Source organism: Acidimicrobiales bacterium (assembly GCA_035536915.1).
Lineage (GTDB): Bacteria > Actinomycetota > Acidimicrobiia > Acidimicrobiales > JAHWLA01 > JAHWLA01.
This window is the reverse complement of record DATLNE010000014.1, coordinates 1-22927: the sequence shown is the minus strand read 5'-3', so window position 1 is coordinate 22927 and position 22927 is coordinate 1. Positions and strand designations below refer to the sequence as shown.

The following is a 22927-nucleotide window of genomic DNA, read 5'->3' as shown; positions in this document are numbered from 1 at the left end:
TCGGGACCGGAGGTGGTATGCATCGGTTCGAGGTGTGGGCACCGGCGGCGACGCGGGTGGATGTCGAAGTCGGCGGTCGGCGGGTGCCGATGGAGCCGCAGGCGGGCGGCTGGTTCGCGGCCGAGGTCGACGACGCCGGGCCGGGCGTGGCCTACGCGTTCTCCGTCGACGGCGCGGAGCCGGTGCCCGACCCCCGCTCGCCGTCGCAGCCCGAGGGCGTGTTCGGCCCGTCGGTGATCGTCGACCACGACGCCTTCCCCTGGACCGACACAGGCTGGCGGGGCATCCACCTGCCCAGCGCGGTGGTCTACGAGCTGCACGTCGGCACCTTCACCTCGGAGGGCACCTTCGAGGCCGTCATCGAGAAGCTCGACCACCTGGTCGAACTGGGCGTCACCGCCGTCGAGCTCCTGCCCGTCAACGAGTTCTCCGGCACACGAGGCTGGGGCTACGACGGCGTCGACCTCTACGCCCCCCACCACCACTACGGCGGCCCCGAGGGGCTCAAGCTGCTGGTCGACGCCTGCCACCACCGAGGCCTGGGCGTCATCGTCGACGTCGTCTACAACCACCTCGGCCCGGCCGGGAACTTCCTCGGCACATTCGGCCCCTACTTCACCGATCGCTACAACACCCCGTGGGGCGACGCCGTGAACCTCGACGGCGCGGGCTCCGACGAGGTGCGCACCTTCTTCGTCGACAACGCCCTCATGTTGCTGCGCGACTACCACTTCGACGCCCTGCGCATCGACGCCGTGCACGCCTTGCTCGACACCTCGGCCATGCACCTGCTGGAGGAGATGGCCCTGGCCGTCGAAGCCCTGTCGACCCGCCTGGGCCGCCCCCTGTTCCTCATCGCCGAGAGCGACCTCAACGACCCCCGAGTGGTGCAGCGCCGCGAGGCGGGCGGCTACGGCATCGACGCCCAGTGGAGCGACGACTTCCACCACGCCCTGCACACCGTGCTCACCGGCGAGCGCTCGGGCTACTACAGCGAGTTCGGCTCGATGGCCCAGTTGGCCACCGCCCTGCGCCAGGCCTTCGTCTATGCGGGCACCCACTCCGAGCACCGCAACCGCCGCCACGGCCGCCTCGACCCCCGCCTGCCCGGCCACCGCTTCCTCGGCTACCTCCAGAACCACGACCAAGTGGGCAACCGAGCCCTAGGGGAGCGGTCGTCGATGCTCATGCCCCCGGAGCGGCTAAAAGTGGCGGCCGCGCTGGTGCTCACGGCCCCGTTCGTGCCGATGCTGTTCCAAGGCGAGGAGTGGGGCGCGACCACGCCGTTCCTCTACTTCACCGACCACGACGACGCCGACCTCGGCGCCGCCGTGAGCGAAGGGCGGCGCTCGGAGTTCGCCTCGTTCGGCTGGAAGCCCGACGACGTTCCCGACCCCCAGGACCCCGCCACCTTCCAACGCTCCAAGCTCGACTGGTCGACAGCCGACGACGACCTGCTCGACTGGCACCGCGGCCTCATCGCCCTGCGGCGAAGCGTTCCCGGCCTGCTCGACTACCGCCTCGATGCCGTGGACGTCGACTACGACGAGGTTGCCCGCTGGTTGGTGCTGCGCCGTCCCGGCGTGACGGTGGCCTGCAACGTGGGCGACTCCGCCGTCGACGTGGCCGCTGCCGGCGACGTGGTGCTCAGCGCGGGCGAGGTGAAGGCGGGAGACGGCACCGTCCACCTGCCGCCCGACAGCGTGGCAATTCTGGTTCACGGGTAAGGAGGCGCCATGTCGAACGACGATCTCGACCTGGAAGCCGAGGGCATCCCTGCCATCGAGGACGCGCCCCCCGGCCTGGAGGACGACTACAACCAGTTCGAGGGCATGATGCCGCCCCGCGACCACCCTGTGGCCGCCGAAGAGTTCGGCATCACCGCCGAGGAGGAGCGCCTCCAAGAGCCGCTGGCCGAACGGGTGCTGCGGGAGGAGCCCGACGTGATGGCCGACACCCTCGACGACGATTCGGTGGGCCGGCTCGTCGAGCCCGACCAAGGCGTGGCCGGCCTCGACTCCGAGCGCGACGCCATCGCTTCCGAGGCGTTCGGCGACACCGACGCCCTGTCGGCCGAAGAGGCCGCCATGCACATCACCGACCTGCCGTAGATGGCCCGCAACGAATCCGACTTCGAAGGCGCCACCCCGCAGGACGTGTGGGCGGTCATCACCGACCCCCACGCCTACCCGGGCTGGGTGGTCGGCGCCCGTCGCATCCGCGCCGTCGACGACGGCTGGCCCCAACCGGGCACCGCTTTCCACCACGAGGTGGGGGCATGGCCGCTGCGCGTCAAGGACAACACCAAGGTCCGGGAGATCGTCGAGCCCACCCGCCTGGTGCTCGAGGCCCGGGCCCGCCCGGCGGGCGTGGCCGCGGTGACGATCCTGCTGGAGGACCGGGGCGCCGAGGGCACGCACGTGGTGCTGCTGGAAGAGGTTGTTGCCGGGCCCGCCAAGCTGGTGCCCACGCCGGTCATGGACGTCCTGACCAAGGCCCGCAACGCCGAGTCGTTGCGGCGGTTGCGCAAGCTCGTCGACGAGCGCCGGGCAGCCGACGCTCGCCCCACCTGAGCCCCGTGCACGACGCCGTTGTGGTGGGCGGCGGGCCCGCGGGCCTGAGTGCCGGACTGTGGCTGGCCCGCTACCAGCGCCACGTCGTCGTGCTCGACAGCGGCGAGCACCGCAACCGCTGGGTCGACGACGCCCACGGCTACCTGGGCTCCGACCCCATGAACCCCGCGCACTTCCTGGAGCAGGCCCGTGAGGACCTGTTGCGCTACCCCGAGGCCGAGGTCTGCGCCGCCCGTGCCACCTCGGCCCGGCGGGAGGACGACGGCACCTTCACCCTCGACCTGGAGGACGGCGAGCCGTTGCGGGCCAAGCGGGTGGTGCTGGCCACCGGCGTGCGCGACGTGTTCCCCGAGGTGGAGAACTTCTTCGAGCACTACGGCGCCTCGGTCTTCCACTGCCCGACTTGCGACGGCTACGAGTCCCGCAACCAGACGGTGGTGGCCTTCGGCTGGAGCGAGCAGGTGGTGGGCTTCACCCTGACCCTCCTGGGCTGGGCGGCGTCGGTCACCGTGGTCACCGACGGCCGCCGCTTCGAAGGCGACGCCTGGCACCGGGAGCGGTTGGCCGCCCAAGGGGTGCGGGTGCTGGAGGACGACGCCGTCGAGCTGCTGGGCACCCGCGGCGACCTGCAGGGCGTTCGCATGCGCAGCGGCGCCGTGGTGCCCTGCCGGCTGGCCTTCTTCTCCATCGCCCACGTGCCGTCATCCGACCTCGACCTGCAACTGGGCTGCCGTCGCTCCGACGAGGGCTGCACGGGCGTCGACCACCAAGGCGCCACCGACGTGCCCGGCGTCTACGCCGCGGGCGACATGACCCCCGGGCTCCAACTGGTGCAGGTGGCCGCCGCCAAGGGCACCATGGCCGGGGTGGCCTGCGCCCAGTCGCTGCGGGGCGAGGGCGGGCTGCGGCCGGGATGGGAGGGGGCGGTGCCGGGGTACGAGGGGCCTATGACCCAGCACCAAGATGCCGAACGGCCCGCCGCCGCCCGCCTCGACGAGCTCGGGGACGAGATCGACGGCATCCGCACCCGAACCGAGGGTGGCGACGAGCACACCTTCATCCAGCAGGGGCACCTCGACGAGGGCGAACCCGTCGACAACACCATTGCTCCACCCGGCTGACCAGGGCTTTTAGGAGTTGTGCGGCCAGCTCACCCGCCGCGCGCCGCAGGTGGTTCTCGACGGCCTACGGCCGCCGAGACGGGCGCTGTGCTCATTGGTCGCCTCGCCTTCGGCTCGGCTCCTGACGATTTTCGAGAAATTTTCGAAAATCTGGTTTTGCGGTCGCCAAGCTGGGGCAGAAAGTTGTTGTCCCGCCCCCCGGGAGCCCCACACACTGGGGGCGCCGTATCGATCGGCCCCCCCAGTGTGTGAGCAAAAGCCGCTGGCCCTCACGGGTTGGCGGCTTCTGCGCGTCTCGGGCGGAAACTCGCGAGGAGCTCGAAGCTCAGGCGGCGGCGGCGTCGGCGGCCGGTTCGTCGAGCAGGTCGAGCACGGCCCGCTCGATGTCGCCCTGGGTCGACAACTGGCCGAACTCGGCGTCCTGGCCCAGCCGGTGCAGCACGTCGGCGACGGTGGTGCCCGCTTGGTAGTGGTCGATGACCCGGGGGTCGATGTAGGAGGCCCGGCACACTGCGGGCGTGTTGCCCAGGTAATACGCCACCTCCTTGACCGCCCGGGCCACGGCCCGCTTGCGGCCGGTCGCCGAGGTCACGGTGGTCGACACGGCCAGGCCCACGGCGGCCAGCACGGTGGCGTTCCAGGTGCGGAAGTCCTTGGCCGTGAACTCCCCGCCGGTCACCGCCTTCACGTAGGTGTTGATGTCGGCCGAGCGCACGTCGGCCCACCCGCCGCCGTCGCGCCGGTAGGCCAGCAGCTCAGGCCCGCCCGCCCGGCGCCGCTTCAGCGTGCGGATGACCTCGGCCACGTCGGGGTCGACGATCGACTGCAGCCGGCGCTTGCCCGACTTGGCGATGTAGTCGAACGACACCAGGTCGCCGGGGCCGACCGTCACGTGTTCCTTGCGGATGGTGGCCAGCCCGTAGGTCTGGTTCTGCTCGGCGTAGCCCTCGGTGCCGATTCGGAAGAAGCCGAGGTCGAGCAGCCGGGTGGCACAGGCCAGCACCCGCTCCCGGCACAGGTCGTCGCGAGCCAGGTCGGCGCAGATGGCCTTGCGCATGGCGGGCAAGGCCCGGCCGAAGGCGATCATGTGGTCGAACTTCTCCTGGTCCCGCCGCAGCCGCCAGGCGTCGTGGTAGCGGTACTGGCGCCTGCCCCGGGCATCCACCCCGGTGGCCTGGATGTGGCCGTTGGCCAACGGGCACACCCACACGTCGGTCCAGGCGGGCGGGATGGCCAAGGCGCGGATGCGGTCGATCACCGCCGGCTCGCTCACCTTCTGGCCGAAGGCATCGACGTAGGTGAACCCGCGCCCGGCGCGCCGGCGCCGGATCCCGGGCATGGAACAGTCGACTCGGCGGAGGCGGGGCATCGCCCCAGGCGTTCCCTCCCGCGACGAGGGCGACACCTGTGCGGCCCCGGCTTACTCCCGGGCTTCGTCCTCGTCGAGCAGCGGGCCGGGCTGGGCCTGCTCGATGAGGTCGGCCTCGTTGGCGTCGGGCACGATGCCGAGGTCGACGTCGACGGCGCCCTCGGCGAGCGGGTCCTGCAGCAACTGCTCCTGCTCCATGGCGTCCGCTTCGTTGGCAGCGGGGACGATGTCGTCGGACATGGCGTGGCCTCCTGACCGTTTGCCTGCTCCTGGCAAGGGGGTACCCCCTAGACGCGATGGCGAGTCTTGCAGCCGAGCAGATCTCCGAGGACGAACAACGGGTCCGCGACACGGTGGCGGCCGCTGCGGCCGACGAGGCCGAGTTCCTGGCCGCCCTCGACGAGACGGTCGACGCCCTCGACGCCGACGAGGTCCCCTACGTCCTCATGGGCGGCATCGCCTCGGCGTGCTGGGGCCGCCCCCGCTGGACGCACGACATCGACCTGTTCGTGAAGCCCCAGGACGCCAGGCGGGTCCTCGATGCCTTGGCCCTGCGGGGCTTCGAGACAGAAGAGACCTTCCCCGACTGGCTGTTCAAGGCCTCCAAGCACGGCCAGCTCATCGACATCATCTTCCGCTCCACCGGCGACATCTACGTCGACGACGAGATGCTGGCCCGAGCCCAGCGCCGCGAGTTCCGGGGGCGCCAGCTCTTCATCATCCCGCCCGAGGACCTGTTGGTCATCAAGGCCGTCGTGCACGGCGAGCACATGCCGCGGCACTGGTACGACGCCCTGGGCCTGCTGGCTACCTGCGAAGAGCTCGACTGGGACTACCTCGTGCGCCGGGCCCGCAAGGGCGTGCGGCGGGTGCTGAGCCTGTTGCTGTACGCCCAGTCCAACGACCTCGTCGTGCCCTGGAAGCCGGTGCGGGAACTGTTCCGCCTCATCGACGACCCCGACGCCTCATGACCCTCGAACAGAACAGCCCCGTCGACTACCTGGTGGGCCACGTCGAAGAGGCGCTGGCCTGCGATCCACGGGTGAGCGAACAAGGGCTGCACCTCACCATCGCGGGCGGCAAGGTCTTCGTCACCGGCACCGTGTCGACCCGGGAGCGGTACGCCGCCGTGGCCGACGTGGTGGGCGAACTGCTGCCCGACTACGAGTTGCACAACGAGGCCACGGTGGCGGAGTACGACGAGATGTCCGACGAGGAGCACCTGTCGTGATCCGGGTGGCGGCGGTGGGCGACGTACACGTCGGCGCCGACTCGGTGGGCCGCGTGCGCTGTCACCTCGAGCACCTGCCCGAGCGGGCCGACGTCTTCCTGTTGGCGGGCGACCTCACCAAGCGGGGCCTGCCTGAGGAGGCCGACGTGTTGTGCGACGAACTGCGGGGGTTGCCCGACGAGGTGCCCACCTTCGCCGTGCTCGGCAACCACGACTACGAGTCCGACTGCGAGGACTACGTGGTGAAGTCGTTGGCGGGCATCGGCGTGCAGGTGCTCGAAGGCGACGCTGCCGTCGTCGGAGTCGACGGCGTGTCCGTGGGCGTGGCCGGGGCCAAGGGCTTCGGTGGCGGCTTCGCCGGTGCTTGCGCCTCCGAGTTCGGCGAGCCCGCGGCCAAGGCGTTCGTCCGCCATTCCATCGACACCGCGGCCAGGCTGGAGAAGGCCTTGCAGGAGATCCGCGACGCCGACGTGCGCATCGCCCTCATGCACTACGCCCCCGTCGAGTCGACCCTGCGCGGCGAGCGTTTGGAGATCTACCCGTTCCTCGGCAGCTACTACTTGGCCGAGGCCGTCGACCGGGCGGGGGCCGACCTGGCCCTGCACGGCCATGCCCACGGCGGCTCGGAAAAGGGCGTGACCCCCGGGGGCATCACCGTGCGCAACGTGGCCCAGCCCGTGCTGCGCAAGGCGTACTCGGTCTACTGCCTCGACCGTGGCGGCGAGGTCAGCTGCGGCACCCCGGCGGGAGCGCACGCGTGAGCGGCGGCGACAAGGAAGCGCCGCTGGCCCCGGTTCCCGACGACGAGCGCGAGCGCCGCGTGGCCGAACTGGGCGACGAGCTCAGGCCGGCGGAGGAGCGGGAGCGACTGGCGGACGACGAGCAGAGCTGACGTTGCGCAGGCGGGCCCGCACCGTGGTGTGCGCCCCCTCGAAGTCGGGCACCACCTCGTCGGCCAGCGTGTGCACCAGCCACAGGCCTCGGCCCTGTTCGGCCTCGGCGTCGGGCGGCTCCACGTCGACGTGCGGCCAACTCAGCCCGCCACCGTCGTCGACCACTTCCAGCACGATGTCGGGGCCGTCGACTTCGGCCCGCAAGGCCACGCCGCCGTTGTCCCAGCGGGCGTGCTCGACGGCGTTGGCGCACAACTCGGTGGCCACCAGCAGGAGGTCGTGCACGGCGTCGTCTTCCACCGGCACCCGCACCAGCCACTCCCGCAGCAGGTTGCGGGCCAAGGAAACGGTGGCCGGGCTGGGGGAGAGGTGGTGCTCGAAGGGGCCGAGGGCGATGGTGGTGGCCACTGGCGCAGGGCGGCAGCGCAGGACGACGGCAAGGGAATCGTCGCGGCGGGCGGCCCCGGTGAGGGCGCGTTCCACCAGCACCCGGGCCTGCTGGGCGGCCGGGTACGTGGCCGTCTCCACCCCGTAGCGGGCCAGGTCCTCCAAGCCCGCGAGGATGTCCTTGGTCGCTTCGATGAGGCCGTCGGTGTAGAGGACGACGGTGTCGCCCCGCTCAAGGGTCACCCGCACCAACTCGTCGGTGCCTGCGCCGGGCCAGCCGATGGGCACGCCGTGGGCCGGCAGTTCGCGGGCGACGCCGTTGGAGACGAGCAGGGCGGGCGGGTGGCCCGCTCCCGCCAGCACCAGCTCGCGGGAGCGGGGGTCGTAGTGGGCCAGGATGAGCGTGGCCACCAACTCGGGGTTCTGGGCGGTGACGATGCTGTCGGCCCGGGCCACCACGTCTTCGAGGGGGCAGCCGTCGAGCACGAGCAGGCGCAGCACGTGGGTGACGGCCACGGCGTCCTTGGTGGCGCCCACGCCTTTGCCCATGACGTCGACGACGGCGATGTGCAGGCGGCCGTCGGGCAGCAGCACCCAGTCGTAGAGGTCGCCGCCCGTGGGTGCGCCGGGGTCGGCGGGCCGGTAGGAGACGCCGAGCTCGGTGTCGGGGAGCGACGGCATCGGGGGGCGCACCGCTTCCTGCAGCTGCTCGACCACCTGGCGCTGGACGCTGCGAGCCTCGTCGAGGGCCTTGAGCTGGGCGTGGTTGTCGAGGGCGACGCCCAGGTGGGCGGCCATGACCTCGGCGGCAGCCACGTCGTCGTCGTCGAAGGCGCCCGGTTCGTAGTCGCCGATGAGCAGGACGCCGCACGGGGTGCCGTCGGTGCGCACGACGGGGACGGCGGCCAGGGAGCGCAGGTCGGGCATGCAGCGGGCGATGGAGGCCGTCTCCATGGCCTCGGGCACGTCGTCGCAGCGCACGGTGGCGTCGCCCTGCCAAGCCCGGCGCAGCGCCGTGTGGGAGCGAGGGTCGACCAGGGCGGAGAGGTCGGGCGGGCCGTCGACCGCCCACTCCGACGTGCCGTCAGGGCCGCCGAGGAACAGGGCGGCGGCCGAGGCGCCGGTGAGGTCGCGGGTGGCCGTGGTGGCCCACCCCATGAGCCGGTCACGGTCGCGCTCGGCGTAGAGGGCCCGAGCGGCTCTGGCGAGGACGGAAAACGTGTCTCGGGCGCCCCGCGTCGGGTGGTCGACAGCAGGATGCATGACAAACCCGAATCTACTGTGCCTTGTCGGGGAACACAGGAGACCAGATGAGTTCCGATACCACCGCGCGCCCCACCGTCCTCGTGGTCGACCCTGATCCCGCCATGCGCCGGCTGCTCCGGCTGGGGCTGGAGGTCGACGGTGCGCGGGTGCTGGAGTCGTCGTCGCCGGAACAGGCGCGGCGGCTGCTGGCCGACGAACAAGGCGCCCGCACCGTCTACGGCGTGGTGGTAGCGGGCGACCTGCCCGAGGGCGGTGCAGCGGCTGTGTGCGACGACCTCGACCGGCTGCTGCCCGAGGTGCCCGTGGTGGTCACCGTGGCGCCCGACGACGAGGCAGTCTGTGTGGGGGCCCACGTCGTGCGGGGCGACGTGGAGGCCGTCATCAGCGCCTTGCACCTGCCCACGGAGGTCGACGAAGAGGCACCGCCCGCAGCCGTCGAGCTACTGGAGGGCGCTGTCGCCGCCGTCGTGCAGGCGTGGCAGGAGCTATGCCGGTGGGACCCGTTGCTCGGCCCCGAGGCCGAGCCACCCATCGCCGAGGCCATCGTGCGGGCGGTGGCCGACGCCCTGCGCAGGCCCCAGCCGCTGGGATGGGGGCCCGACCCCGAGATCGAGAAGGTGGCCGAGGTCTTCGCCATGTCGGTGAGCTCGGTGGAATCGGCCGTCGGCCAGTTCGTCTGCCTGCGCGAGGCGCTGCGGCGGCGGCTGGCGGGGGCGCTGCCGCCGGGGGAGGAGACCGAGACGTTCGACCGGCTCAACATGATCGTCGACCGGGGCATGGGCGTGGCCGTGTCGCGCATCGCCCAACGGCTGGAGACGCAGGCCTACGTCGATCCCTTGACGGGGCTGTTGAACCGGCGGGCGCTGGAGCGCGACCTGCGCCGGGAGATCGGCCGGGCTACCCGGCACCGGCGCCGGTTCACGGTGGTGCTGGCCGACCTCGACGGGCTCAAGCTGGTCAACGACCGCGACGGCCACGCCGCAGGCGACGCCCGCCTCCGGTCGTTGGGGGTGGCGTTGGAGCGCTCGCTGCGGGTGGGCGACGCCGCCTACCGCATCGGCGGCGACGAGTTCGTGGTGCTGCTGCCGGAATCGGCCGAGGGCACCACGGAGACGGCGCTGGCCCGCGTGGCCCAGGCAGGTGCCCCCTCGTTCACGTGGGGGGCGGCCACGTTCCCCGACGACGGCGACGACATCGACGTGCTGCTGGCCGCCGCCGACGTCCGCATGCTCGCAGGCAAGACGCGAAACGTGCGGGGCGCCGGCTCGTAATCGAGCCGAAGCCCCGCACCTTTCGAACGATCAGATACGGCCTTCGCCCTGCTGGTTGGCGCCCCGTTCGGTCATCTCCTGGTAGTGCTCAGGCGTCTCGGGGCTGACCGTGTTGCGCTCGGCGGCCTGCTCCTCTTCCGGCGTGGGCTCCTGCCCGGCCGTGTGCTCGGCGTTGAGCGCGTCGCGGTCGGCCTGGCGGGTCTCCTCGTTGGGCTTCGTGTGCTCGGTCATGTGGCACCGGTACCCCTGCACATCGGCCCGCTACACGTCGGCGGGCATGCGCCGGGTGGCGTCGAGCTTGTCGAGGATGGCCTCGGTGAAGGCGGGCAGGTCTTCGGGCTGGCGAGAGGTGACCAGGCTGCCGTCGACCACGACCTCCTCGTCGACCCACTCGGCCCCGGCGTTGACCAGGTCGGTGCGCACCGAGGGCCACGACGTCACCGTGCGGCCTTCCACGGCATCGGCTTCCACCAACAGGCTGCCGCCGTGGCAGATGGCGGCGACGGGCTTGTCGCTGCCGAAGAAGCCCTTGACGAACTTCACGATGCCCTCGTCCATGCGCAGCTTGTCGGGGGAGTACCCCCCGGGGATGACGAGGGCGTCGAAGTCGGCCGCGCTCACCGTGTCGGCCGACGCGGTGGGCGTGACGGTTTCCTTCCCGCGTTTACCTGTCACCGCCTTGCCCGCTGTGCGCCCGACCACGGTGACCACGTGGCCCTCTTCGATCAGCCGGTCGTACGGGACACGGAACTCGCTGTCCTCGAAGTCGTCGGCCAGGACGAATGCGACTCTCCCCATAGAGCGCTCTCCCCTCTCCGCTGAAGGTCTTGACCCTACTTACCCGACGAGGTGCGTGATGACGCCGTGGCAGGATTCCCAGATGCGGCCCGGAGTGGTGTTCGTGAACCCGCAGTCGGGCCGTGGCGATGTGGGCGACGAACTGGCCCGCTGCTTTGCCGGCCACCGACTGGTGGAATGCGAGGGTGAGGGCCTGCGCGCCTCGGTCGAACAGGCGCTGGCCGACGGCGCAGGTTTCGTCGGGGTGGCCGGAGGCGACGGCAGCATCGGGGCCGCCGCCGCCGTGCTGGCGGGCACCGGGGTGCCGCTGCTGGCCGTGCCCGCGGGCACCCGCAACCACTTCGCCCGCCACCTGGGGATCGAGACGCTGGCCGACGCCGCGGCGGCGTCGAACCTGTCGACGGTCGACCTGGGCCAGGTGAACGGCCGGGTGTTCGTCAACAACTCCAGCATCGGCTTCTACGCCGCGTTGGTGCGGGAGCGGCGGCGGCGGTCGTCGCGGCTGCCGCGGGCCATGGCCGACCTGTCCGCCGCCTGGGCGCAGGCCCGCAAGGGCCATCGCTTCCGGGTGCGGGTGGGCGGCGTGACGTACCGGGCGTGGCTGGTGTTCGTGGGCAACGGCCGCTACGGCGACGACCTCACCCGCGACGCCCTCGACGAGCAGACGCTCGACGTGCGGGTCATGCGGGCCGACCGGCCCCTGGCGCGCACCCGGGCCGTGGCCGCGTTGCTGTTCAGCCGCCTGGGCCGGTCACCGCTGTTGGTGCAGCGCCTGGTCGACACCATCGACATCGACGTGCTCAACCGGTCGTTCGTCGACGTGGCCCTCGACGGCGAAGTGGTCCGCCTGGAGAACCCGCTCCGCTACGAGGTGCTGCCCGGCGCCTTGACCGTGTTGGTGCCGTAGCTGCTCAGTGGTTCTGGTCCGGGAATCCCGCGCTCTGGCGCGGGATTCCCGGACCAGAAACGAGGTGGAGGCGGCCGGTGCGGATGTCGTAGCGGAAGCCCGCGACCTCGGTGCCCTCGGGCAGGAGGGGGGAGGTGGCCAAGGTGCGCACGTCGTCGGCCAAGGCCTGGTCGGGATCGGCGATGGCGAGCAGGCGGATGGGGTCGGGGTCGTGGCCGGTGGCGTCGAGCACCAACTGCCGGAACTCCTCGTCGGTCGATTTCGCCACGCCGCACTCGGTGTGGTGGATGACGGCGATCTTGCGCACGCCCATGGCGTGCGCGCTGACGAGCAGCGACCGCAGGGCGTCGTCGGTCACGCGCCCGCCCGCGTTGCGCACCACGTGGGCGTCGCCGACGGCGAGGCCCATCGCGTCCAAGGGCAGGATGCGGGCGTCCATGCACGTGAGCACGGCCAGCGCCCGGGCGGGCGGGGCGGGCAGCATCCCGGTGGTGAACCGGGCCACGTGATCGTCGTTGGCGGCAAGGAGGTCGTCGAAGGCGGTCACGCCGCCAATCCTGGCGAATCCGGTCAGTCGGTGGCGAGTCCGACGGGGCAGGCCACCCCGGTGCCCCCGATGCCGCAGTAACCGCCCGGGTTCTTGGCCAGGTACTGCTGGTGGTAGTCCTCGGCGTAGAAGAACTCCGGCGCCTCGCGCACCTCGGTGGTGATGTCGCCGTGGCCCGCGGCGTGCAGCCGCTCTTGATAGGCCACCCGCGACGCCTCGGCCGCTTTCCGCTGCACGTCGGTCGTCGTGTAGAGCGCCGATCGGTACTGGGTGCCCACGTCGTTGCCCTGCCGCATGCCCTGCGTGGGGTCGTGGCCCTCCCAGAACACCCGCAGCAGCTCCTCGAAGCCGACCGCGGTGGGGTCGTAGGCCACCAGCACCACCTCGGTGTGGCCGGTCATGCCGCTGCACGCCTCTTGGTACGTGGGGTTGGGCGTGAGGCCGCCCGCGTAGCCCACCGCGGTGGTGAACACGCCCTCCACCTGCCAGAACAAGCGCTCGGCTCCCCAGAAGCACCCCATGCCGAACACCGCCGTCTCGATGCCGTCGGGGAACGGCCGCGCCATCGGCGTGCCGAGGACGAGGTGGCGCTCGGCCACCGGCATCCGTTCGCCGCGGCCGGGCAGCGCCTCGTCGGGACCAGGCATCGACAGCGGGCGACGGAAGAACGACATGGCTTCCACGCTAGTGACCTCCATTCCCTACGCTGCCGCGCCATGGGGCTCGACCAGACCGTGGCCGACCTGCGGGGGATCGCACTGCAGGCGACCGACGCCACCGGCTACTTCCCGGCGTTGTACGCACGCGTGACCACCGAGATCGCCCGGGCCGCGGCCGGGGGCACGTTCGAGGACGGCGAGCGCATGACAGCCTTCGCCACCACCTTTGCGGGCTACTACCTCACGGCCTTCTCCGACCGGGCGGCGGCGCCCGCCTGTTGGCGGGCTTCGTGGGACGTGGCGGGCGACGAGCGCCTGCTGATCGTGCAGCACCTGCTGCTCGGCATCAATGCCCACGTCAACCACGACCTCCCGTTGGCGGTGGTCGACGTGAACGCCGCCCGTGCCGACTTCCTGGCCGTCAACGCCGTGCTGGCCTCGACCTACACGGTCGTGTTGCGCGACCTCGACCGCGTGTCGCGCTGGACCAACGAGGCGGCCCGGCTGGGCGGCGGGCGCCTGTTCAACTTCTCCCTGCGGGTCGCTCGCGACCAGGCGTGGGACGCCTCGCGCCGCATGCTGCCCCTCGACGCCGCGGGCCGCACCTCCTACGCCGCCGAGCTCGACCGCTTGGTGACGGTGCTCGCCTACCTCGTCACCCAGCCCGCCTTCCCCGCTTCGCTGGCCGTGCCGTTGCTGCGCCGCTTCGAGCAGCACGACCCGGTCAAGGTCACCCGAGCACTGCTCGGCCCGCTGGCCTAGCGTCACGCCATGATCGTCCTCGACCCGCTGCTGTCGCCCGACGAGGCCGAGGCGGTCGTCGACCTCTGGTTCCGCTTCGGCAGCTACGGCCTGTACTCCAACGAGGGCTTCGAGACCTCGTTCGCTCCCGACCTGGCCCAGCGCTACGACGCCGCCGTGAACTTCGTGCGCACCGGCGGCCGCTTCGGCCGCACCGACGAACCGCTCGCCGTGCGGGCGGCGCGCACCAACTACTTCCGCGAGACCTACGCCTACGGCGACGACGTCTACGCCGAGGGCGTCGAGGTGCTGTGGCAGAGCGAGCGCCTGGCCGAGGCGGCCCGGGAACTGCACGGCAGGCCGGTCGTGGTGCCCGCCATCGTCTACGCCAACCTGTTGCTGCCCGGCCAGGAACTGGCCGTGCACACCGACGTGCCCGAGTTCCGCGGCGCCAACCGCAAGGTGGTGCCCCAGTGGCTCCTGGTGGTGGCTCGCCACTCGGGGCTGTTCGAGCGGTGGCGCATGCCGATCGCCACCGGCATCGCCTACTTCGGCGGCGGGCGGGGCGGCGAGCTCGCCTACTACCCCGAGGGCGCCGCAGGCCCCGCCGCCACCTACGCCCCTTGCCACAACACCGCCGCCATGCTCGACACCGACACCGTGTTCCACGGAGTCGACCGGGTGCTGGGTGACGACAGCGCCCTCCCGCGCATCAAGCCGGGCATGCGCCTGCACCACGACGGCGGCGACCGGTGGTCGGTGCGCGACGGCGACGAGCGCATCGCCGAGTACGCCACCGACGACCTGCGGTACTCGGTGTCGTGGAAGGCGTACTGCTTCGCCGACGAGGCCGAGCGCGCCGCATGGGCGGATCACCGCGACGACCTCACCCTGGAGGTCATCCTCGACACGTTGAAGGCCGACCTCGGCGGCGTCGACGCGGCCCTGTCGGACGGCGACCTGGGCAAGCTGTTGATCGAGCACTACGTGCACTTCCCTGCACCCGTAACCGCCTGACGTAGCCGCAGCCGCCTGCTCGACCTGCGCCACGGCGACCTGCTGGTCACCGGCGGCACCCTGCAGCGCACGTGGGAGCACACGGTGCCCAAGGTGGCGTCGGCAGGCCCGAGGATCAGCATCACCTTCCGCCACGGATAGGGTCGCCCGCGATGTCGAACGCCGTGAACTTCTCATTGCTGCTGGCGCGCGTCTGGATCGCCCTCGTGATGTTCGCCCACGGGTGGAAGCACGTGAAGGCCCTGCGATCGGGCCCCGGCATGGCCAACTGGTTGGAGAGCCTGGGCCTGAAGTACGGCGGCCTACAAGCGCAACTGCTGACGTGGAGCGAGGTGGGCATCGCGCCCGTCCTGGCCCTCGGGCTGCTCACGCCCGCCGCCTACGGCGTGGTGGTGTCGCTCATGCTCGTGGCCTATCTCACCAACCACCGCGACAAGGGCTTCTTCATCACCGCCCGGCCTACCGAGGGGTGGGAGTACGTCATGACCCTCGCCGTGCTCGGCCTGGCGCTGGCCACCTTCGGCCCGGGGGAGTGGTCGCTCGACGACGCCCTCGACGTGTCGTTCGCCTTCGACCCCGGCCAGGCCCTGCTGGTCGCCGCCGTGGTCGGCATCGGCGGAACGGCCGCCTACCTGCTCGCCTTCTGGCGGCGCCCCGCCTGATGGCGATCCTGCGCGTTGCCTACGGGTTGGTCGAGGTCGGTCGGTCCCTCGATCCCCTCGCGCTGGAAGAGGTCGACGCCACCACGGCCGAGTACCTCGACGCCCACCTCGACACGCTGGCCGCGCTGGCGGCCAAGAGCCCGCCCACGTCGTTCGTCGACGACACGGCGCAGGAGCGGTTCGAGGCCTTGCGGACGGGGAGCGAGCAGCAGTTCCTGGCCTCGGCCAACCAACTGGCGGCAACTCTCTTGGATGGCATGGACTTCCGCACGCCCGCGGGCCTGTTGGTGGCGCTGCACGGCGTCGACGAGGACGGCCAGGCCATGGCTGCCGTGCTCAAGTTGCAGGTCACCGCCGAACGGCTCGGCTACCTGCAACGCACGCAGGGCCGGGCCCGGCTGGGCGCCGTGCAGGACGCCCTCGACGCGCCGGGCCGCCTGCAGAAGGGGGCGCTGTTCCCCGACCCGCGGGCCGAGAGCGACGTGGTGGTGGGCGACCAGCTCGACGTGGGCGCCCTCTACTTCCTCACCGCGCTGGGCCTGCGCCAGGACCAGGCGCCCAAGCGGGCAGTGGCCGCCATGGTCACGGCCGTCACCTCGCGCCTGCCCGACGCCGCCGAGGAGGTGGCCGAGTCGCTGGCCCGGCGCCGGCCCACGCAGGTCGACGAAGCCCTCGACTGGATCGCCGAGGACGTGCCCGACTTCTCGCCCTACCGCGACGAGGTGGAGAGCGAGCTGCGGGCGCAGCGCCGGCCTGCCGTCGCCCTCGACCCCGACGCGGTGCCGACCAAGCGGGTGTTGTCGGCCAACGGCATCCGCATCGAAGGGCCGGCCGACGAGTTGCGCGAGCGCATGCGCGGCCCGCAGCGGCGGGGCGACGGGCGTTGGGAAGTGCTGCTGACGTTCGACACGCAGCCTTCCGAACGCTTCAGCTGACCTCGCTGCCGCGCATCGCCAGCGAACGGGCGGCGACCGGCGCGCCGACGACGGTGGCGGCCGACGCGGCGCCGACAACCAGGTCGGGCACCTCCCCGAACGCCGCCCCCAGGGCCACGGCCAAGCCGATCACCCACGGCGGCAGCAGCACGCCGAGCACCACCCCGGTGCGGGCCTGGCGGGGATGGCCCGCCACCTTCAGGCCCAACCAGCAGCCCAGGGCGGCGCCGATCCACAGGCCCGCCATGGCCAACAGGATGCCCACCACGACGATGCCCAACAGGTCGCCGAAGAGCTCGCCGAAGGCGTCGCCGTCGTTGTCCTGTGTGGCGTTGCCCGCCAGGACCAAGGCCACGAAGACGCCTGTCAGTCCCAAGGCGGCGGCGCCGAGCAAGGCCCCGACGACCGAGGCCAGGTAGCCCCGCTTCACTGGGTGCGCCACGCCTCGAGCAGGGCGGCCTCCTGCTCGGGCGTCGGCGCACCTTCCATGGCCGTGTCGCCGCGGGTGCGGTCCCACGCCAACGTGTCGGCCGCCGTCTCGGTGACCGGCCGGTTGTGAAGGCCGGCCGCCAGCGCCTTGGCGGGCGAGCATCGGAACACGCCGTCGAGTTGCGCGTGTGACGGCACGTACAACGGCATGCGCACGCGCTGCTCGCGCAGGAAGCTTTCGTCGACCCACTCGACTTCGACGTCGCTGCGCGCCGCCGCGGCACATGCCTCGATGAGGCCCGCGAGCGTCATCGGCTCGGTGGGACCGACGGCGTTGAAGGGGCCTTCGAGGCCCTCGGCGGTGGCGCCCACCGTGAAGTCGGCCAGGTCTCGCGCGTGCACCACTTGCACCGGCTGATCGGGCCGGGCGGGGGCGGCCACAATGCCGCCTCGCGCCGCCCGCCGTACCCAGTAGGTGAAGCGGTCGGTGGGGTCGAAGGGGCCGGCCACGATGCCAGGCCGCACGATCGTCGACCGGCCCCGGAAGGCGGCGGTGACCTCCCGTTCGCACAACACCTTCAGGCCGCCGTACGTCTCGTTGTCGACCACCTCGGTGGTGGGATCGTCGAGCGTCGCCAGCTCCGTCGACTCGTCGACGGAATCGTCGCCCGACACCACGTACACCGACACGGTGGAGACGAACGTGTAGTGCCCGACCCGTCCGTCGAGGGCCGCGGCCACCTCACGAACCACGCGGGGGATGTAGGCGTTGACGTCGAGCACGGCGTCCCACGTGCCGTCGGCGAGCGACGCGTAGTCGCCCTTGTCGCGGTCGCCGTGGCGCTGCTCGCATCCGTCGAACAGCCCGGGGTTCGTCTGGCCCCGGTTGAACAAGGTCACGTCGTGGCCGCCGTCGAGGGCAGCCTCCACGATGTGCCGCCCGACGAACGACGTTCCTCCCAGCACCAGCAGTCGCATGAAAGGCGACGCTATTAGCCTGCGCGGCATGAGCGCGACCGTGCTGGTCTTGGGGGGCAGCCTGGCCGGGTTGGCGACGGCGCTTCGGCTGGCCCGTGACGGCCATCGGGTGACGGTGGTCGAGCGCGACGGTTTCGACGTCGGGCCGTCACAGGAGTCGATCGGCTGGGAGCGCCGCGGCGTGCCGCACTTCCTCCAGCCCCATGCCATCGGGCCGCGCGGGAGAGCGGAACTGCGCGACAGCCTGCCCGACGTGTTCGCCGACCTGTTGGCGGCCGGGGCCGGTGACGTCGACGTCGCCGCCCGGGCGCCCGGCGGTCCTCGACCGGGAGACGACGACCTCCGCTACTTGGCCGTGCGCCGTCCCGTCATCGAGTGGGCCCTGCGCCGCGCCGTCGACGCCGAGCCGCGGATCGACGTGCGAGCAACCACCGAAGTCACCGGCTTGGTGCTCGACGGCGGCCGGGTGACGGGAGTGCGCACCGACGGCGGCGACCTCGACGGCGACCTGGTGGTCGACGCCCTGGGACGGCGGGCCCCGACGACGGCGTGGCTGCGCGACGCGGGCGTCGAATCCGATCCCGCGGAGAGCAGCGACTGCGGTGTCGTGTACTACAACCGTTACTACCGGGTGCGGCCCGGGTTCGAGCTGCCCGACGGCCCCTGGCTGCTCAGTCCGCGTGGCGACCTGGGGTACCTCGGGTTCGCCACCTTCCCCGGCGACAACGACACCTTCGCCGCCCTGCTGGCGGTGCCGAGCGGCGTGCCTGAGTGGCGGGCCTTCGGCGATGCCGCAGCTTTCGAAGCGGCCGCCGATCGCATCCCCATGCTGCGGCTGTGGGTCGACCCGGAGAAGGTCGAGCCCATCACCGACATGATGCCGATGGCCGGGCTGCGCAACACCTTGCGGCACTACGGCCCAACCACGGCGGTGGGCCTGGTGCCCGTGGGCGACGCCCTCTGCCACACAGACCCGGTGCTGGCGCACGGCGTGGCCTTTGCCTTCGTGCACGCGACGGCGTTGGCCGCGGCCTTGCGCGACCACTCCGATGTGGTCGACGCGTCGAGCGCGTACGCAGCGGCGGTGATGCCTGCCTTGCGGGAGCGCTACGACCTCGCCACCGCCCTCGACGAGCAGCGCCGTCGCATGTGGCTGGGCGAGCCGGTCGACTTCGCCCACCACGACGGCGACTACGCACTGTTCAGCCTGGTGGCAGGCGGCGCCGTCGCCATGGCCGATGCCGAGGTGTTCCGCATGTACGTGCGGCGTATCGGCCTGCTCGACAGCACGGCCGTGCTCGACGACGACGTCGAGCTCCAGCGCCGCATCGAGGAGACGTTCGCGGCGATGCGGGCGACGCCGCGCCCGGCGCCCGGCCCGTCGCGCGACGAGATGTTGGCTTTGGTCGGCGCCGGCTAATTCCGTCGGGGCCGGTGGACGGCGCGGCCATCATGGCCGCATGGACCTGACGGTGGAGGCGACGGACGACGCGAACGAGGTCGTGGAGAAGGCGGATGCGTTCCTCGCCTCCGACCCGGTGATGCACAACCTGGTTCGGACGCTGCTTGCCGCCCGCGTCGCCGCCCCGGAGCCCGGTCGCTACTGGATGGTGCGAGCCGGCGACGACGTCGTGGGCGTCGTGTTCCTCTCGCCGCTCGACTTCGCCGCCACCATGACTCCCATGCCCGCCGAGGCCGTCGCCGCTGTCGTGACCGCAATCGCCGACAGCGGGGTGCGCCTCCCCGGCATCCACGGCGACGCCGCCACCGCGGCGCGCTTCGCAGGGCAGTGGACGGAGATGGTCGGCGTCGGGGCATTCCCGACCTCGGGGATGCGTGTGTACGAGTTGCACACGGTCGTGCTGCCGAGCGTGGAAGGCCGGCTGCGCGTCGCGACGCCCGCGGAGCACGACCTGCTCGTGGAGTGGGTGACCGCCTTCCAGGTGGAAGTGGGCGACGGGCCGACGTTGGACATCGAGGCGCTCGTGGCGCGGCGCACGGCCGCGGGGGAGATGTGGGTCTGGGACACCGGCGAGGCGGTGTCGATCGCCGCGGCATCGACGCCGCTCGACGGCGTGTCGCGCATCGCCTTCGTCTACACGCCGCCCGAACGGCGGGGCACCGGCTACGCCAGTGGGTGCGTCGCTGCCCTGTCGCAGCGCCTGCTCGACGAAGGCCACCGCCCCATGCTCTACACCGACTTGGGCAACCCGGTGTCGAACTCCATCTACCGGCGCATGGGCTACCGCGCCGCGGGAGAGTGCCTGCGCTACCGCTTCGGTTAAGCCCGCCCCCCGGGCTGCTCGAAGCGCTCGCGGCGCACCGGGGGGCGCTTGCCCTTGATGGTGGTTGTGCGCAGGGCGGCGATGACCTCGTCGGCCGCCGCTTCGGGCACCTCGACCAGGGCGAAGCGGTCGGAGATCTCGATGGCCCCGATGTCGCGTCCGCTGAGGCTCGACTCGCCGGTGATGGCGCCGACCAGGTCCTGCGGGCGCACGCCCGCGTTGCGGCCCGCACCCACGAACACGCGCGTCGTGCCCACCGACGGGCCGCGCGGCCCACGGGGCTGCGGCTTGCGCGGCCCACGGGTGTCGCCGCCGTCGGCGCGGGGCGTGAACTCGGGGATCTCCTCGTCGTCGCCTGCCGCGTTGCCCGCCTCGTGGGCCAGCTTCACGGCGGCGAGGGCGACCTCCATCACGTCGAACTCGTCGGTCAGCGTCTCGACCACGACCCGGAAGCGCTCGAAGTCGTCCTCCACCAGGCTTTCGTGCAGCGCGGCGCGGGTCATCTCCAACCGGCGGGCGTGGAGGTCGGCGATGGTCGGCAGCTTCTCCACGGTGATGCGCTGCTTGGTCACCCGCTCGATGGTCTTGAGCATGCGGTGCTCGCGCGGCTCGGCCAACGTGATGGCCACGCCTTCACGGCCTGCCCGCCCCACGCGGCCGATGCGGTGCGTGTAGGAGTCGGGCGCCGACGGCACGTCGTAGTTGACGACGTGGGTGAGCTGGTCGATGTCGAGGCCGCGGGCGGCCACGTCGGTGGCGACGAGCAGTTCGGCGGTCCCGGCCCGCAGGCGGTTCATCACCCGGTCGCGCTGTTCCTGGTTCATGCCGCCGTGCAGCGCCTCGGCCCGGTAGCCGCGGCCGTTGAGTGTCTCGGTCAGCTGGTCGACTTCGTCGCGGGTGCGGCAGAAGACGATGGCCGCGGCGGGCGCCTCCACGTCGAGGATGCGCCCGAGGGCGGCGGGCTTGTGGGCTCGGGGCACGACGTAGGCGCTCTGGCGCACCAGCGACGGCCCGTCCGACTGCGAGGCCTGGCGGTCGAGCTGCACGCGTACCGGGTTGCGCAGGTGGCGTCGCGCCATGGCGTCGATGCGATGGGGGAGGGTGGCCGAGAACAGCACGGTCTGCCGGTTCTCCGGCGTCTCGGCGAAGATCGCCTCGATGTCGTCGGCGAAGCCCATGTCGAGCATCTCGTCGGCTTCGTCGAGCACCACGGTGGTGAGGTTGCCCAGGCGCAAGGTCTTGCGGGCGATGTGGTCGACGGCGCGGCCGGGGGTGGCCACCACCACGTCGATGCCGCGTTCGAGGGCACGGAGCTGGCGGTTGATGGGCTGGCCGCCGTAGATGGGCAGCACCCGCACGCCGAGGCGGGCGCCGTAGCGGTGCACGGCTTCCGACACCTGTACGGCCAGTTCCCGCGTCGGCACCAGGACGAGTGCCTGAGGGTCGGCGCCGCCGGGCACCAATCGCTCGAGGATGGGCAGGGCGAAGGCCGCCGTCTTGCCGGTGCCGGTGGCCGCTTGGCCCAGTACGTCGCGGCCTTCGACGAGAGGAGGGATCGTCTCGCGCTGGATCGGGGTGGGCTCTTCGTAGCCGAGCTCGCTCAGGGCTTGGAGGAGTTCGGGGCGCAGCGCCAGGTGCGCGAACGCGGCAATGCCGTCGGGTGCATCGGAAGTCATGATGAGGCGACTATGCCATGACGCCTTCCGGTCCTCGGAATCGCGAGAGGATGCTCATGTGCCTGCCGACCGCCGACCGGGGTGGCTGCTCGACGAGGTGGCGAGTGCCGGTCGAGAGAACCTCGACCAGCTCCATGTGTCGCAGTACGACACCAAGGAAGACGCCGACGCCGCCGCCGAGGTGGCGCGCTGCCGGCAGTGGGGGCTCACCCCGGAGGCCACCGTGGTCGAGTTCGGCGCGGGTACCGGGCAGTTCACCCTGGCCGTCGCCTCGTGGTGCGCTCGTGTCGTGGCCGTCGACGTGTCGCCGGTCATGCTCCAGCGGCTGCGCACCAAGGTCGGTGAAGCGGGCGCTGCCAACGTGGAGGTCGTGGAGGCCGGGTTCCTCACCTACGAGCACCAGGGACCGCCCGCCGACCTCGTCTACTCCCGCTACGCGCTCCACCACCTGCCGGACTTCTGGAAGGGCGTCGCCTTACGGCGCATCCGCGACCTGCTGCGGCCCGGCGGGGTGCTGCGGTTGTGGGACGTCGTCTACAGCTTCGAGCCCGCCGACGCAGAGCGGCGCATCGAGCAGTGGTGCGCCACCGCCGACGGCGACGGCGCCGAGGAGTGGAGCCGGGTCGAACTGGAAGAGCACGTGCGCGACGAGCACTCCACGTTCACGTGGCTGCTGGAGCCCATGGCCCAACGGGCGGGCTTCGTTGTCGAGGAGGCGACGTACTCCGACGACGCCGTCTTCGCCCAGTACGTGCTGCGCCGCTCGTAGGCTCGGCGGGGTGGAGGAGGCACGGCGGCACCTCGAATCCGAACGGGTGCGCGTCGCGGCCCAAGCGGCCGAGTTGGCCGAGGAACTGGCGGCCGTCGTGTCGGCGTCCGAGGGCGTGGCCCTCGACGACGAGCACGACCCCGACGGCTCGACGGTGGGCTTCGAACGGGCTCGGGTCGCCGCCCTGCTGGAGCGTGCCCGCAGCCGGTTGGCGGCGTTCGACGAGGCGCTTGCCCGGCTCGACGCCGGTACCTACGGCGTGTGCAGTTCCTGCGGCGTGCCGATCCCGGCCGAACGCCTGGCGGTGTTGCCCGACGCCGTTTCGTGCACGTCGTGCGCGGCACGCCGCTCGTAGGCTTGGAGGCGCAGGCCCGCCGTGGCGAAGTTGCGTCGAAATCGCGCTGTAAAACGGC

General features: G+C 71.8%; 28 protein-coding genes. 18 read left to right on the top strand and 10 right to left on the bottom strand.

The window, feature by feature from the left end; all coding sequences use genetic code 11:
- The first annotated feature begins 17 nt into the window (after window positions 1-17).
- Genes treZ through VM938_04225 form a run of 4 tightly spaced genes read left to right on the top strand, consistent with a single transcriptional unit; the run spans window position 18 to window position 3694 of the window.
- Window positions 18-1727, top strand: coding sequence for a malto-oligosyltrehalose trehalohydrolase (treZ, locus tag VM938_04240; protein HVF74235.1), 1710 nt, complete (start codon window positions 18-20; stop codon window positions 1725-1727).
- Window positions 1728-1736: 9 nt separating this feature from the next.
- Window positions 1737-2111, top strand: coding sequence for a DUF5709 domain-containing protein (locus tag VM938_04235; GenBank protein ID HVF74234.1), 375 nt, complete (start codon window positions 1737-1739; stop codon window positions 2109-2111).
- The gene (locus VM938_04230) at window positions 2112-2573 is read left to right on the top strand and encodes an SRPBCC family protein (protein HVF74233.1); all 462 of its coding nucleotides are present in this window, start codon (window positions 2112-2114) and stop codon (window positions 2571-2573) included.
- Between the two features lie 5 nt (window positions 2574-2578).
- On the top strand, window positions 2579-3694 hold the full coding sequence (locus VM938_04225; protein ID HVF74232.1) for an NAD(P)/FAD-dependent oxidoreductase: 1116 nt from the start codon (window positions 2579-2581) through the stop codon (window positions 3692-3694).
- 325 nt (window positions 3695-4019) lie between these two features.
- Here VM938_04225 and VM938_04220 read toward each other — a convergent pair whose 3' ends face one another.
- The gene (locus VM938_04220; GenBank protein ID HVF74231.1) at window positions 4020-5063 is read right to left on the bottom strand and encodes a hypothetical protein; all 1044 of its coding nucleotides are present in this window, start codon (window positions 5061-5063) and stop codon (window positions 4020-4022) included.
- Between the two features lie 51 nt (window positions 5064-5114).
- Window positions 5115-5303 (bottom strand): hypothetical protein, encoded by a 189-nt coding sequence (locus VM938_04215; GenBank protein ID HVF74230.1) that lies wholly within the window; start codon window positions 5301-5303, stop codon window positions 5115-5117.
- 56 nt (window positions 5304-5359) lie between these two features.
- On the opposite strand from VM938_04215, the gene VM938_04210 reads away from it, so the two are divergent.
- The 4 genes from VM938_04210 to VM938_04195 are packed head-to-tail and all read left to right on the top strand — an operon-like array spanning window position 5360 to window position 7186.
- Entirely contained in the window at window positions 5360-6034 is a 675-nt protein-coding gene (locus VM938_04210) for a nucleotidyltransferase (protein ID HVF74229.1), read from the top strand.
- The gene (locus VM938_04205; GenBank protein HVF74228.1) at window positions 6031-6294 is read left to right on the top strand and encodes a hypothetical protein; all 264 of its coding nucleotides are present in this window, start codon (window positions 6031-6033) and stop codon (window positions 6292-6294) included. The genes VM938_04210 and VM938_04205 overlap by 4 nt, the downstream gene beginning before the upstream one ends.
- A complete protein-coding gene (locus tag VM938_04200; GenBank protein HVF74227.1) occupies window positions 6291-7055 on the top strand; it encodes a metallophosphoesterase in 765 nt (254 codons plus the stop codon). Before VM938_04205 ends, VM938_04200 begins: the two co-directional genes overlap by 4 nt.
- Window positions 7052-7186 (top strand): hypothetical protein, encoded by a 135-nt coding sequence (locus tag VM938_04195; protein HVF74226.1) that lies wholly within the window; start codon window positions 7052-7054, stop codon window positions 7184-7186. Before VM938_04200 ends, VM938_04195 begins: the two co-directional genes overlap by 4 nt.
- On the opposite strand, the gene VM938_04190 is transcribed toward VM938_04195, so the two are convergent.
- Entirely contained in the window at window positions 7137-8837 is a 1701-nt protein-coding gene (locus VM938_04190) for a SpoIIE family protein phosphatase (protein ID HVF74225.1), read from the bottom strand. The genes VM938_04195 and VM938_04190 overlap by 50 nt on opposite strands.
- A gap of 47 nt (window positions 8838-8884) precedes the next feature.
- On the opposite strand from VM938_04190, the gene VM938_04185 reads away from it, so the two are divergent.
- On the top strand, window positions 8885-10111 hold the full coding sequence (locus VM938_04185; GenBank protein HVF74224.1) for a diguanylate cyclase: 1227 nt from the start codon (window positions 8885-8887) through the stop codon (window positions 10109-10111).
- Window positions 10112-10141: 30 nt separating this feature from the next.
- Here VM938_04185 and VM938_04180 read toward each other — a convergent pair whose 3' ends face one another.
- The gene (locus VM938_04180; GenBank protein HVF74223.1) at window positions 10142-10342 is read right to left on the bottom strand and encodes a hypothetical protein; all 201 of its coding nucleotides are present in this window, start codon (window positions 10340-10342) and stop codon (window positions 10142-10144) included.
- A 30-nt stretch (window positions 10343-10372) separates the two neighbouring features.
- Entirely contained in the window at window positions 10373-10909 is a 537-nt protein-coding gene (locus tag VM938_04175; GenBank protein HVF74222.1) for a type 1 glutamine amidotransferase domain-containing protein, read from the bottom strand.
- A gap of 82 nt (window positions 10910-10991) precedes the next feature.
- On the opposite strand from VM938_04175, the gene VM938_04170 reads away from it, so the two are divergent.
- Window positions 10992-11816: a diacylglycerol kinase family protein gene (locus tag VM938_04170; GenBank protein ID HVF74221.1), complete on the top strand. Its 825-nt coding sequence runs from the start codon at window positions 10992-10994 to the stop codon at window positions 11814-11816.
- 4 nt (window positions 11817-11820) lie between these two features.
- Here VM938_04170 and VM938_04165 read toward each other — a convergent pair whose 3' ends face one another.
- Entirely contained in the window at window positions 11821-12363 is a 543-nt protein-coding gene (locus VM938_04165) for a carbonic anhydrase (GenBank protein HVF74220.1), read from the bottom strand.
- A 23-nt stretch (window positions 12364-12386) separates the two neighbouring features.
- Window positions 12387-13037: a peptide-methionine (S)-S-oxide reductase MsrA gene (msrA, locus tag VM938_04160; GenBank protein ID HVF74219.1), complete on the bottom strand. Its 651-nt coding sequence runs from the start codon at window positions 13035-13037 to the stop codon at window positions 12387-12389.
- A 42-nt stretch (window positions 13038-13079) separates the two neighbouring features.
- On the opposite strand from msrA, the gene VM938_04155 reads away from it, so the two are divergent.
- The 4 genes from VM938_04155 (at window position 13080) to VM938_04140 (ending at window position 16377) form a co-directional block, all read left to right on the top strand.
- A complete protein-coding gene (locus VM938_04155; GenBank protein ID HVF74218.1) occupies window positions 13080-13784 on the top strand; it encodes a DUF5995 family protein in 705 nt (234 codons plus the stop codon).
- Between the two features lie 9 nt (window positions 13785-13793).
- The gene (locus tag VM938_04150; protein HVF74217.1) at window positions 13794-14780 is read left to right on the top strand and encodes a hypothetical protein; all 987 of its coding nucleotides are present in this window, start codon (window positions 13794-13796) and stop codon (window positions 14778-14780) included.
- 152 nt (window positions 14781-14932) lie between these two features.
- Complete coding sequence (locus tag VM938_04145; protein ID HVF74216.1) at window positions 14933-15442, top strand: DoxX family protein; 510 nt, start codon at window positions 14933-14935, stop codon at window positions 15440-15442.
- Window positions 15442-16377 carry a hypothetical protein gene (locus VM938_04140; protein ID HVF74215.1) on the top strand — a complete coding sequence of 312 codons (936 nt, stop codon included), beginning with the start codon at window positions 15442-15444 and terminating at the stop codon, window positions 16375-16377. Before VM938_04145 ends, VM938_04140 begins: the two co-directional genes overlap by 1 nt.
- Here VM938_04140 and VM938_04135 read toward each other — a convergent pair.
- Together VM938_04135 and VM938_04130 are read right to left on the bottom strand one after the other, a co-directional pair.
- Window positions 16370-16819, bottom strand: a complete 450-nt coding sequence (locus tag VM938_04135) for a hypothetical protein (protein HVF74214.1) — start codon at window positions 16817-16819, stop codon at window positions 16370-16372. The two genes, VM938_04140 and VM938_04135, sit on opposite strands and share 8 nt — an antisense overlap.
- Window positions 16804-17784, bottom strand: a complete 981-nt coding sequence (locus tag VM938_04130; GenBank protein HVF74213.1) for an NAD-dependent epimerase/dehydratase family protein — start codon at window positions 17782-17784, stop codon at window positions 16804-16806. Before VM938_04130 ends, VM938_04135 begins: the two co-directional genes overlap by 16 nt.
- A gap of 28 nt (window positions 17785-17812) precedes the next feature.
- On the opposite strand from VM938_04130, the gene VM938_04125 reads away from it, so the two are divergent.
- Window positions 17813-19204 carry an NAD(P)-binding protein gene (locus tag VM938_04125; protein HVF74212.1) on the top strand — a complete coding sequence of 464 codons (1392 nt, stop codon included), beginning with the start codon at window positions 17813-17815 and terminating at the stop codon, window positions 19202-19204.
- Window positions 19205-19244: 40 nt separating this feature from the next.
- Window positions 19245-20069 carry a GNAT family N-acetyltransferase gene (locus VM938_04120; protein ID HVF74211.1) on the top strand — a complete coding sequence of 275 codons (825 nt, stop codon included), beginning with the start codon at window positions 19245-19247 and terminating at the stop codon, window positions 20067-20069.
- Here the strand turns inward: VM938_04120 and VM938_04115 are convergent.
- Window positions 20066-21745, bottom strand: coding sequence for a DEAD/DEAH box helicase (locus VM938_04115; protein ID HVF74210.1), 1680 nt, complete (start codon window positions 21743-21745; stop codon window positions 20066-20068). The two genes, VM938_04120 and VM938_04115, sit on opposite strands and share 4 nt — an antisense overlap.
- Window positions 21746-21803: 58 nt before the next feature.
- Between VM938_04115 and VM938_04110 the strand changes: the two genes are divergently transcribed.
- Both VM938_04110 and VM938_04105 read left to right on the top strand, forming a co-directional pair.
- Entirely contained in the window at window positions 21804-22514 is a 711-nt protein-coding gene (locus VM938_04110; GenBank protein ID HVF74209.1) for a methyltransferase domain-containing protein, read from the top strand.
- A 10-nt stretch (window positions 22515-22524) separates the two neighbouring features.
- Window positions 22525-22869: a TraR/DksA C4-type zinc finger protein gene (locus VM938_04105; protein HVF74208.1), complete on the top strand. Its 345-nt coding sequence runs from the start codon at window positions 22525-22527 to the stop codon at window positions 22867-22869.
- Window positions 22870-22927: the final 58 nt, after the last annotated feature.

Excerpts from the sequence above, each read along its gene's own strand:
- treZ (HVF74235.1), top strand. The coding sequence starts at position 18 with ATGCATCGGTTCGAGGTGTGGGCACCGGCGGCGACGCGGGTGGATGTC.
- VM938_04235 (HVF74234.1), top strand. The coding sequence starts at position 1,737 with ATGTCGAACGACGATCTCGACCTGGAAGCCGAGGGCATCCCTGCCATC.
- VM938_04230 (HVF74233.1), top strand. The coding sequence starts at position 2,112 with ATGGCCCGCAACGAATCCGACTTCGAAGGCGCCACCCCGCAGGACGTG.
- VM938_04220 (HVF74231.1), bottom strand. The coding sequence starts at position 5,063 with ATGCCCCGCCTCCGCCGAGTCGACTGTTCCATGCCCGGGATCCGGCGC.
- VM938_04215 (HVF74230.1), bottom strand. The coding sequence starts at position 5,303 with ATGTCCGACGACATCGTCCCCGCTGCCAACGAAGCGGACGCCATGGAG.
- VM938_04210 (HVF74229.1), top strand. The coding sequence starts at position 5,360 with ATGGCGAGTCTTGCAGCCGAGCAGATCTCCGAGGACGAACAACGGGTC.
- VM938_04205 (HVF74228.1), top strand. The coding sequence starts at position 6,031 with ATGACCCTCGAACAGAACAGCCCCGTCGACTACCTGGTGGGCCACGTC.
- VM938_04190 (HVF74225.1), bottom strand. The coding sequence starts at position 8,837 with ATGCATCCTGCTGTCGACCACCCGACGCGGGGCGCCCGAGACACGTTT.
- VM938_04185 (HVF74224.1), top strand. The coding sequence starts at position 8,885 with ATGAGTTCCGATACCACCGCGCGCCCCACCGTCCTCGTGGTCGACCCT.
- VM938_04180 (HVF74223.1), bottom strand. The coding sequence starts at position 10,342 with ATGACCGAGCACACGAAGCCCAACGAGGAGACCCGCCAGGCCGACCGC.
- VM938_04175 (HVF74222.1), bottom strand. The coding sequence starts at position 10,909 with ATGGGGAGAGTCGCATTCGTCCTGGCCGACGACTTCGAGGACAGCGAG.
- VM938_04170 (HVF74221.1), top strand. The coding sequence starts at position 10,992 with ATGCGGCCCGGAGTGGTGTTCGTGAACCCGCAGTCGGGCCGTGGCGAT.
- msrA (HVF74219.1), bottom strand. The coding sequence starts at position 13,037 with ATGTCGTTCTTCCGTCGCCCGCTGTCGATGCCTGGTCCCGACGAGGCG.
- VM938_04155 (HVF74218.1), top strand. The coding sequence starts at position 13,080 with ATGGGGCTCGACCAGACCGTGGCCGACCTGCGGGGGATCGCACTGCAG.
- VM938_04150 (HVF74217.1), top strand. The coding sequence starts at position 13,794 with ATGATCGTCCTCGACCCGCTGCTGTCGCCCGACGAGGCCGAGGCGGTC.
- VM938_04145 (HVF74216.1), top strand. The coding sequence starts at position 14,933 with ATGTCGAACGCCGTGAACTTCTCATTGCTGCTGGCGCGCGTCTGGATC.
- VM938_04140 (HVF74215.1), top strand. The coding sequence starts at position 15,442 with ATGGCGATCCTGCGCGTTGCCTACGGGTTGGTCGAGGTCGGTCGGTCC.
- VM938_04130 (HVF74213.1), bottom strand. The coding sequence starts at position 17,784 with ATGCGACTGCTGGTGCTGGGAGGAACGTCGTTCGTCGGGCGGCACATC.
- VM938_04125 (HVF74212.1), top strand. The coding sequence starts at position 17,813 with ATGAGCGCGACCGTGCTGGTCTTGGGGGGCAGCCTGGCCGGGTTGGCG.
- VM938_04120 (HVF74211.1), top strand. The coding sequence starts at position 19,245 with ATGGACCTGACGGTGGAGGCGACGGACGACGCGAACGAGGTCGTGGAG.
- VM938_04115 (HVF74210.1), bottom strand. The coding sequence starts at position 21,745 with ATGACTTCCGATGCACCCGACGGCATTGCCGCGTTCGCGCACCTGGCG.